Raw genomic sequence first — 366 nt, 5'->3', positions numbered from 1 at the left:
GCACGCCGCGCGGCGGCCCTAGTCCGCGGCGAGGAACCCGTCGACGAGAAGGGCGCGGATGCGCGGTTCGAGCTCGGCCCACAGGTCGGCGAGCGGCACATCGAAGAGGTCGGCGAGGGCGGCCGCGATCTGACCGACCGTCAGCTCTCCGTCGCACGCCCCCACGAACGCGGCGAGCGCGGGGTCGACGTTGACCGTGCGGGCGACCCCGCCGCCCTGGCGCAGCTCGATCACGCTGGGGTCGTCGGCACCGGGCAGCAGATGACGCGCCTCGGTGATGTCGGCGGCGGTGACCAGGGTCGACGGGATGCCGTCGGCGAGCACGTCGTGTGCGGCGAGGCCGTGGGCCAGGGCCTGCCCGACGCC

The 366-nt window shown here is 75.4% G+C and carries 1 protein-coding gene; it reads right to left on the bottom strand.

Annotated features, from left to right (window positions below; all coding sequences use genetic code 11):
* Positions 1-18 precede the first annotated feature (18 nt).
* Positions 19-366 (bottom strand): hypothetical protein (locus tag ASV53_RS26435; RefSeq protein ID WP_205049258.1); only part of this gene is annotated, 348 nt, incomplete at its 5' end.

The organism is Photobacterium sanguinicancri (genome assembly GCF_002265265.1).
GTDB lineage: Bacteria > Pseudomonadota > Gammaproteobacteria > Enterobacterales > Vibrionaceae > Photobacterium > Photobacterium sanguinicancri.
Note: the sequence above shows the minus strand (reverse complement) of the source record. Positions and strands in the feature narration are given on the sequence as shown.